Genomic DNA, 8142 nt, shown 5'->3' on the forward strand with positions numbered 1-8142 from the left:
TCTCTAAAGAGACATGTCTCTTTTTCTCTTTGTCCCCAAAGGGACATGTCTCTTTCTATATAATTTTGATATATTACAAAAGCCTAATTTAAAGCATCTACAAATACAAAATGTCCCTTTTTCCCCTTCTCTCTTTGTCTCTAAAGAGACATGTCTCTTTTTCTCTTTGTCCCCAAAGGGACATGTCTCTTTTTATTTTTTGACATTTTAACAAAATAAACGTATTATCATACAAAAAGGGGACACTGGAGGTAAAAAATGAACGAGCAAAAAACTATAGACAATTTAGCAAACAGACGCAAAGGCCTTGTAATAACTGTTGGTAACTATAAAGGTGGAGCTGGTAAAACCTCAAATAGCATTCTAATTGCTTACCAATTATCTAAGCTTGGTGTAAAAACATTAGTGATAGACTTAGATCCTCAAACTAATGCAACTAAAGCATTGCTGTTAACAAAATCAGCTAACGATCCAGATAATATAAACACCGTTGATAAAACTATCATGTATGGAGTATCAAATCAGAGCTTTCGTGATTTACCAGTTAAGATTATAAGCAATCTTTATTTGTTACCGTCTTTTACTGATTTCCAAGACTTTCCTAAATACGTTTACCAACATACAAATAGATCTTATGATGAAGCATTAATATTGAAACCCTTAATCGATCCATTAAAAGACACATTTGATATAATCCTTTTGGACGTTCCACCGATGAGTAAAGAAGTAACAGAAAACGCTGTCGTAGCTTCCGACTACACGTTGATTTCATTCCAAACGCAGGAACGTTCATTGACAGGAGCGGAAAACTACATTAGTGATCTTTTGAAATATAAAGATACATACTCCTTAGATATTGATATATTAGGAATATTGCCAGTTTTACAAAATAAGAATGGATCCGTTGATACAGCAATGCTCGAAGCAGCTAAAGATGCATTTGGAGACGACCTTGTTTTTAAAACCGTCATTCCGCATATGGAACGAATAAAAAGATTTGATATTACGGGAATTACAGACCGAGATAGATTTGACAAAAAAGTTATGGAGAAATATAAATTGGTTGCTAGCGAATTTGCTCAAAGAGTCTACGAGTCTGAAAATAGTTAGAGGTGATTATATATGTCTGTAAACAAACTAGAAGCTCTACGGAAAAAGGGAAACTTTACTCCAGAGAAACCTTTCTTAGAAAATGATACTGTCACCCCGAAAAAAGAGAAAGAAAATAAACCAGTTAGCACTATACCGGACGAAACATCTAAGTACATTCCAGCTACCAATCAACGAAAAACCTTGAAAGTGTCTCCACAAACAAAAGCAGAAATTGAAGAATTAAAACGATATTTAAAAATGGGATACAATTATGAGGTAATTCAGTTTCTAATTGACGATTACGTTGAAGATCATTTGTCTTCATCTGAAAAAAGAAGGTTTAAAGAAAATACAGAGTAACTATACATCTTTAACATGCTCTCAGACGACACGTTCACCTTTTAGACGTATACTTGTCCATTTAAATGAAGCAGAATGCACACAAAAAAGGCCACCCACCTCGTAATGAGGGTTCTGGTGCAAAAATAATAAAGAGGTCTGTTTACCACATTTTGACAGTCATTGCCATGTTAGTTTGCCAATAATTCGTTTAACGATTGTAATGCCGAAAAACCAAAGATATTAGGTTCTCTTTGGCTTTGTTTATGTAATTGATGCATAACTTCAATCCCACTTAAGGTTTTTAAAGCCGTTCGTAGCGATTGAAAGCCACTTGATTTTACTAAGACATGTTTAATTAGCCGATGATCTTGTTCAATCAAATTATTACGATATTTAGAACACTGGTGATTCTCCGTTGCCAATAACCCATCCTTAATCACTTGTTTAATGGCTTTTAACGTTCCTCCATATTGATCAGTGACCAAGCAATTTGGACAACCATAGGTTGTCAATAGGCATCTCAAGAAATGATAAGCGGACTGATAATCACGATGTTTACGTAACTCAAAGTCTAGCGTTAATCCATGACTATCAATGGCTCGGTAAAAATAACACCATCGACCGTTGATTTTGATGTAAGTCTCATCGACTCGCCAACTCTGGCTATGTGAGCATCGCTGTTTACGCCATAATAATTTGAATAGTGGCCCGTAATGGTGAACCCAGCGCATAATGGTTGTATGATGAACGGCAATTCCACGGTCACGTAATATTTCAACAATATCACGATAGCTCAATGAAAATCTGTAATAGTAGCCAACGGCCACCAAAATAATGTCTTTCTGGAAATGTCGTCCTTTAAAATAATTTTTCATCATAGCTACCCCGCGTTTTAGACTAATTATACGGTAGATTGTAAAATTAATCCGAACGCTGTTCGGACAAAAAAGATCAGCTTCCTTTAAAATGGTGTTTACCACAAACCCATTTTTTAGGAGCTGATCTTTTGTCTAGTATAACCTATTCTGAACGAATTAAAATTGAAACCTTTTGTGAGCTAGGACTGACCAATATCCAAATGGCTGAGCGGTTAAAACGATCGCCGTCTACGATTTCTTATGAATTATCTCGTTGTCAACCTTATCAAGCTGAATTAGCACAGGCCAACGCTGAATATAAACAGGCGCATTGTGGCCGAAAAACTAAACTGAATGCCAAATTAAAGCAAACCATTCTAAACCATTTACGTCTAAGCTGGTCACCAGAAGTGATTGCGCATGAGCTTAAACTAGCCACTAAATTTATTTATAATTGGCTATATCAGGGGAAAATTGAATTCTCCTTGAGTGAACTACCTGAACATGGGCTACGCCAACGGCGTAACCTTGACAAACGTTCTAAATATAATCAATCATTAGGGCGTTCAATTGAACAACGACCAATTGTGATTAACCAACGTAACCGCATCGGTGATTTTGAAATAGATACAGTGGTTGGACCTCGTGGACATAGCAAGGCTGCTTTATTAACGCTAATTGATCGCAAATCACGTTTTCTTTGGGCTTACCGATTAAAAGATCGGACAGCGGCGACTGTTAATGAAGCCCTAACTATGTTTCTAACAACTTTTAAGGGGCCAGTGCACAGCTTTACTGTCGACCGTGGCACTGAGTTTAGCAATCTAGTGTCATTTGAACCACAATACGGTATTCAAACCTATTACTGCCATGCTTACGCACCAGCTGAACGCGGCAGTAATGAACGATTTAATCGAAACTTACGTTATTTTTACCCTAAGGGGACTTGTTTTGAGCACATTAGTGCTCAAGATTTAACAACGACGTTACTCGAAATTAACCAGCGCCCCCTTAAAGTACTTAACTGGCAAACACCTTACCAAGTGATGCTGACAAATTTGTCCAAAAATTCGGATTAAATTTGCAATCTACCCCTTAATAATATTTTTATTTTGCTCTCCGTCAAGCACCAACTTAGTTTTCTTTGTAGCATTATACTCATCCAAAAATGAGACTCCTGTAACACAATTCCAACCATTTTATTCAGGTTAATCCATTAATAGCTGTCTTAGTGTTGATTTTAACCTGAATCCTGTCAACCAATACCAAAACAGCTTACTTAAAGTAAGCTCCTACGGTTGGACATTAAATCCATTATGAAACGAACCGGCTTTTAAAATATGGCACTTCCAGATATTTTTCAATTAGGCATTTTAGCTATGTCATAACGGATTTAACAGTCGTTTTCAGACTGATGTGACTCAGTCTGAAAACGCTTCACTTTAAAACGCTTATACCAATGGTAGATATCGCTGACTCTTAGCGCCGTAAGACTACATAAAATTTTAAAGCAAGAATATTTTTTTCAAACTTATTTAATATCTCTTGTTTCATTATGGGAACACAGTAGCCCCCTAAATTTGAATTTACTACGACTCAGGAGGTTTGTTTTAAAGTTAGTCTTGAAAAAGATTTTTTTGTTATTGGGTTAAAAATGCTATACTTTGAGGCAGAAGAAAGGAGAATTATATGACCCCTAATGAAACTTATAGCTTTTTAGATTCTTGTCGTCTCTTACCCCCACAGATATATTTTTGGAAGCCTTTTACTAAAACTACTATTTACATTGACACTGCACAAAGATCTTTGTTATACCATATAGACTTGTATGATATGACCATTTCAATTTTTGCTGGTGATCGACGTTCAGAATTATCTGAACATTTTATTCCTGTTCAAACCATTGATTTGAATTCAGCCCAAACTAAAATGCTGAAGTCTTATGAATATGTAGAGAATGTGACCCATTAGTCACAAAATGACGAATGGAAATAACTACATAGTTATTGCTAGTCGTCATTTAGGATTTAGTCAACTTCATTTAAAGACTAGACATCATTGAATTGACACCTTCTATGATATCTAGTCTTTATTATTATCGTTGTTCTTGCAAATAATAGCAGTCAAGTAGGCGCACCCTACAAAACCATTTTCTAAACCTAGTATTAATGACATCATAGTATCAATTCTTTAAATTCTGATAGTTAGATGGCAACTGTTATAAGCCGTAATACATAGTTTCTGTATCTATAATTTTAATTTAAGACTCGAAAAGTATGTCTTTGTTTGTTCTTCAGCATACATTGTTCTGCCTTGATAGTGTGTTGGTGTTTCCATTGATGTTGATAAATCAATTTTGACCTTTGTTTAGGATGATTAATCATTATTATCTCCTATTTCTCATTTTAGTGTTCTTCATAAATACCATTATTTATAAAGATTTGACTACTATAGAACTTTAAAAGCTTTTAACTTAAGAGCTCACAATATATATAAACAGCCATCGAATTATCAATCAGATACTCATTATCCTTAACATCAGTTATTGAAATATTTGGTAATACTGTATTCTTACTATTAATGGTCAATACTTGCCCGAGATGCAAGCCAGAATGCTGAAAATAATGAATTGTAGCGGGTGTTTCTAAAAAACTAATAATTTTAACTTCTTTCCCGACTGGTATTGATAATAAGGATAGCAAAGTTGGGTGCTGATATTTGGAAAAAGATTCTAACTTTAAAGCACCTCCAAATGGGCTCGTTTTGGGATAAGCCATTTGTTGATTTAACTTGGCCATTACTACAGAACTATCGATAGCTGACATTAGCCATGCTTGTCTAGGAACCTCTGGTAGTGATAATTGAATATTATCCGCGAGCCAAATCTCGCATAGACGGTAACGATACATCAAATCTGCAACTAGCTGATAGCCCCGTTTCGTTAACTTAATCTGGCCTTTATTTTTAACAACTAATTTTTGTGAAATTAATCGATTAACTGCCTCAGTAACTGATCCAGGCAACACGCCTAACATTGTTGCAAGTTGCTTGTTACAGGTCCATCTTTGCGTATAGCTAGTCTCGTATATAGTTTTTAAATAATTACTTGTTCTTGATTTCATTTTATTCACCCACAAGCAGAATAATTTTAAGCGTGCCTAAAAAAATGTTTAAATATTCTGACTTTTATTGTACAATAACAAAGGCTTAAATGTTAGCCTATTTGTAGAAAGGTGGAGATTTAGTTGAGCAAGGAAGAAAAGGGGAGCGTCAAAAAGCATAAGTTAATAGAATATGCTAACGGTCCTTCGCTAGAAGAAATTAATGGCACAATTGAAGTTCCCAAAAATATGAGCTTTTGGAAAACTTTATTTGCATATTCAGGGCCTGGTGCATTGGTCGCCGTGGGCTACATGGATCCCGGTAATTGGTCAACTTCAATCACCGGTGGGCAAAATTTCCAGTACCTACTAATGTCTGTCATCTTGATGTCAAGTTTGATTGCGATGCTTTTACAATACATGGCAGCTAAACTTGGTATCGTGAGTCAGATGGATTTGGCCCAAGCCATTCGTGCCCGGACTAGCAAGTCATTAGGGGTTGTCCTATGGATTTTAACCGAATTGGCCATTATGGCTACGGATATTGCCGAAGTTATCGGGGCCGCAATTGCCTTATATCTCCTGTTCAATATTCCATTGGTTATTGCAGTTTTCGTAACTGTTTTTGATGTTCTAGTTTTGCTATTATTAACTAAAATTGGTTTCCGCAAAATCGAAGCTATTGTTGTTTGCTTAATTATTGTGATCTTAGCAGTTTTCGTCTATCAAGTGGCTTTATCAAATCCAGATTGGGGCGGCGTAATTAAGGGCCTCGTCCCTACTGCCGATACTTTTTCAGGTTCTAAATCAGTTGCTGGTATGACACCCTTATCAGGTGCTTTAGGTATCATTGGAGCAACCGTTATGCCCCATAACCTGTACTTGCATTCGGCCATATCACAAACACGAAAAGTTGACCATCATGATGAGGAGGATATTGCTCGAACAGTCAAGTTTTCCGCTTGGGATTCAAACATTCAACTATCCTTTGCTTTTGTTGTTAACTCATTGTTATTAATCATGGGGGTTGCTGTTTTCAAGACCGGAGCTGTCAAGGATCCTTCATTCTTCGGATTGTATCAAGCTCTATCTAATACTTCTATGTTAAGTAACGGCGTTTTGATTGCAGTTGCTAAATCTGGGGTCTTATCGGTCCTATTTGCAGTGGCATTATTAGCTTCTGGGCAAAACTCCACTATCACGGGTACTCTAACAGGGCAAGTAATCATGGAAGGCTTTGTACACATGCGTATGCCGCTCTGGTTACGTCGTCTAGTAACCCGGTTAATTTCAGTTATTCCTGTTTTGATCTGTGTTGCCCTTACCAGCGGAAAAAGTGCTATTGCTGAACATACTGCCTTAAATAATTTAATGAATAACTCCCAAGTATTCTTGGCATTTGCCCTTCCATTCTCCATGTTGCCGTTACTAATGATGACAAATAGTGAGGTAGAAATGGGCCAACGTTTTAAAAACTCACTATGGGTCAAGGTTTTAGGGTGGTTCTCAGTTATTGCGCTAACTGTTTTGAACCTTAAAGGATTACCGGACTCAATTCTAGGTTTCTTCGGAGATAATCCGTCAACAGCTGAACAGAACCTATCTTCAATTATTGCCAATATTTTGATTGTTGGAATTTTAGCCTTATTGGCATGGACCATTTATGATTTATATCGCGGCAATAAACGTTACGCTGCTAAGCTGGCAGCTCATCAAACTGAGAGTGAGGCTAAATAATGAGTACAGCTTTTAAGAGAATCCTAGTAGGTGTCGATGATTCTGCTGATGCTAAATTAGCTTTCAAGCATGCCATTAATCAAGCCATTCAAGATGAAGCAGAATTAGTTATTGTTTCTGTCTTGGAAAAAGATGACATGAACGTGTATCAAGCTTTAAGTAAAGGCTTCGTTCACGGCGAGCGAACTGAGCTGGAAAAGCATATCTTAGAATACCAAAAAGAAGCTCAAACCGCTGGTGTCAAGAATGTACGAGCCTTAGTAGCTGAAGGTGAACCTGGTGAAGTCATTGTGAAAGATATTATTCCACACGTAGAACCAGATGTTTTAATCATTGGCTCTGAAGCCAAGCGGGGCATTCGACGTCACTTTGGTAGTCAAGCAGCTTACATGGCTAAATATTCACCAATTTCGGTATTAGTTATCCGATAATGTATAAAAGCCGGCGTATTATTAGAGTTTGTAGACTCTAATAATACGCCGGCTTTTATACAGCTAAGAAAATTTTATAATGAAGACTAGTAAAATTTGCATTTCTTATTAATTGTTGCATACGGTTTTTAACCGTAACTATCAACTGCTATGAAACACATTGTAGAGACTAACATCCATCGTATAAACTGTATTATTTTGATAAATATGTTTCTATTTGGAAACTAAGACTTATAATTAGCATAGAGTAACTAACTCTTTATCAAAATACCCACAAAGGGCCTGCTCAACTAACAATTGAGCGGGCCTCTTGTAGTTCATATCGAACCCTATCACAACTAATATTATATAGAAAGCTAGTATAATTTAATGCCTCCAATTTCAAAATGAATATTTCTCAAGACTACTTAAACCAAGCAGTAATCTTTTTAGTAAGCGATTATTTAAGTATTCATGTTTAGGCTAATTTAAGCCATCTTAAATAAATTTAGAAGCTATCTTTTTCAATTAACTTAAACCGACGCTGCTGCGTGCGTTTACTAATCCCCGTCTTTCGTTCAATCATCTTATAAGTCATGCCTT

General features: G+C 36.3%; 7 protein-coding genes and 1 pseudogene. 5 read left to right on the forward strand and 3 right to left on the reverse strand.

Annotated features, from left to right (window positions below; genetic code table 11):
- Nucleotides 1-258 precede the first annotated feature (258 nt).
- Both MMY95_RS14460 and MMY95_RS14465 read left to right on the forward strand, forming a co-directional pair.
- A complete protein-coding gene (locus tag MMY95_RS14460) occupies nt 259-1110 on the forward strand; it encodes a ParA family protein (protein ID WP_016526789.1) in 852 nt (283 codons plus the stop codon).
- A 12-nt stretch (nt 1111-1122) separates the two neighbouring features.
- Nucleotides 1123-1452, forward strand: coding sequence for a hypothetical protein (locus MMY95_RS14465; RefSeq protein WP_016526788.1), 330 nt, complete (start codon nt 1123-1125; stop codon nt 1450-1452).
- 170 nt (nt 1453-1622) lie between these two features.
- On the opposite strand, the gene MMY95_RS14470 is transcribed toward MMY95_RS14465, so the two are convergent.
- Entirely contained in the window at nt 1623-2309 is a 687-nt protein-coding gene (locus MMY95_RS14470; RefSeq protein ID WP_080131859.1) for an IS6 family transposase, read from the reverse strand.
- A 131-nt stretch (nt 2310-2440) separates the two neighbouring features.
- On the opposite strand from MMY95_RS14470, the gene MMY95_RS14475 reads away from it, so the two are divergent.
- Complete coding sequence (locus MMY95_RS14475; protein ID WP_147781561.1) at nt 2441-3370, forward strand: IS30 family transposase; 930 nt, start codon at nt 2441-2443, stop codon at nt 3368-3370.
- A gap of 1389 nt (nt 3371-4759) precedes the next feature.
- Here MMY95_RS14475 and MMY95_RS14480 read toward each other — a convergent pair.
- Nucleotides 4760-5413, reverse strand: coding sequence for a metal-dependent transcriptional regulator (locus MMY95_RS14480; protein WP_016526784.1), 654 nt, complete (start codon nt 5411-5413; stop codon nt 4760-4762).
- A 123-nt stretch (nt 5414-5536) separates the two neighbouring features.
- Here MMY95_RS14480 and MMY95_RS14485 point away from each other — a divergent pair, with 123 nt between their 5' ends.
- Both MMY95_RS14485 and MMY95_RS14490 read left to right on the forward strand, forming a co-directional pair.
- Nucleotides 5537-7129, forward strand: coding sequence for an Nramp family divalent metal transporter (locus MMY95_RS14485; RefSeq protein WP_063493576.1), 1593 nt, complete (start codon nt 5537-5539; stop codon nt 7127-7129).
- Complete coding sequence (locus MMY95_RS14490; RefSeq protein WP_045353756.1) at nt 7129-7560, forward strand: universal stress protein; 432 nt, start codon at nt 7129-7131, stop codon at nt 7558-7560. Before MMY95_RS14485 ends, MMY95_RS14490 begins: the two co-directional genes overlap by 1 nt.
- Before the next feature lie 487 nt (nt 7561-8047).
- Here the strand turns inward: MMY95_RS14490 and MMY95_RS14495 are convergent.
- Nucleotides 8048-8142, reverse strand: a pseudogene (locus tag MMY95_RS14495) (recombinase family protein); the annotation flags it as partial.

The organism is Lactiplantibacillus sp. ME-2 (assembly GCF_022549155.1).
Taxonomy (GTDB): domain Bacteria; phylum Bacillota; class Bacilli; order Lactobacillales; family Lactobacillaceae; genus Lactiplantibacillus; species Lactiplantibacillus plantarum.

What these genes read in the sequence shown, in the direction of transcription:
- MMY95_RS14460 (WP_016526789.1), top strand. Translation starts at nt 259, where the DNA reads ATGAACGAGCAAAAAACTATAGACAATTTAGCAAACAGACGCAAAGGC.
- MMY95_RS14465 (WP_016526788.1), top strand. Translation starts at nt 1,123, where the DNA reads ATGTCTGTAAACAAACTAGAAGCTCTACGGAAAAAGGGAAACTTTACT.
- MMY95_RS14470 (WP_080131859.1), bottom strand. Translation starts at nt 2,309, where the DNA reads ATGAAAAATTATTTTAAAGGACGACATTTCCAGAAAGACATTATTTTG.
- MMY95_RS14480 (WP_016526784.1), bottom strand. Translation starts at nt 5,413, where the DNA reads ATGAAATCAAGAACAAGTAATTATTTAAAAACTATATACGAGACTAGC.
- MMY95_RS14490 (WP_045353756.1), top strand. Translation starts at nt 7,129, where the DNA reads ATGAGTACAGCTTTTAAGAGAATCCTAGTAGGTGTCGATGATTCTGCT.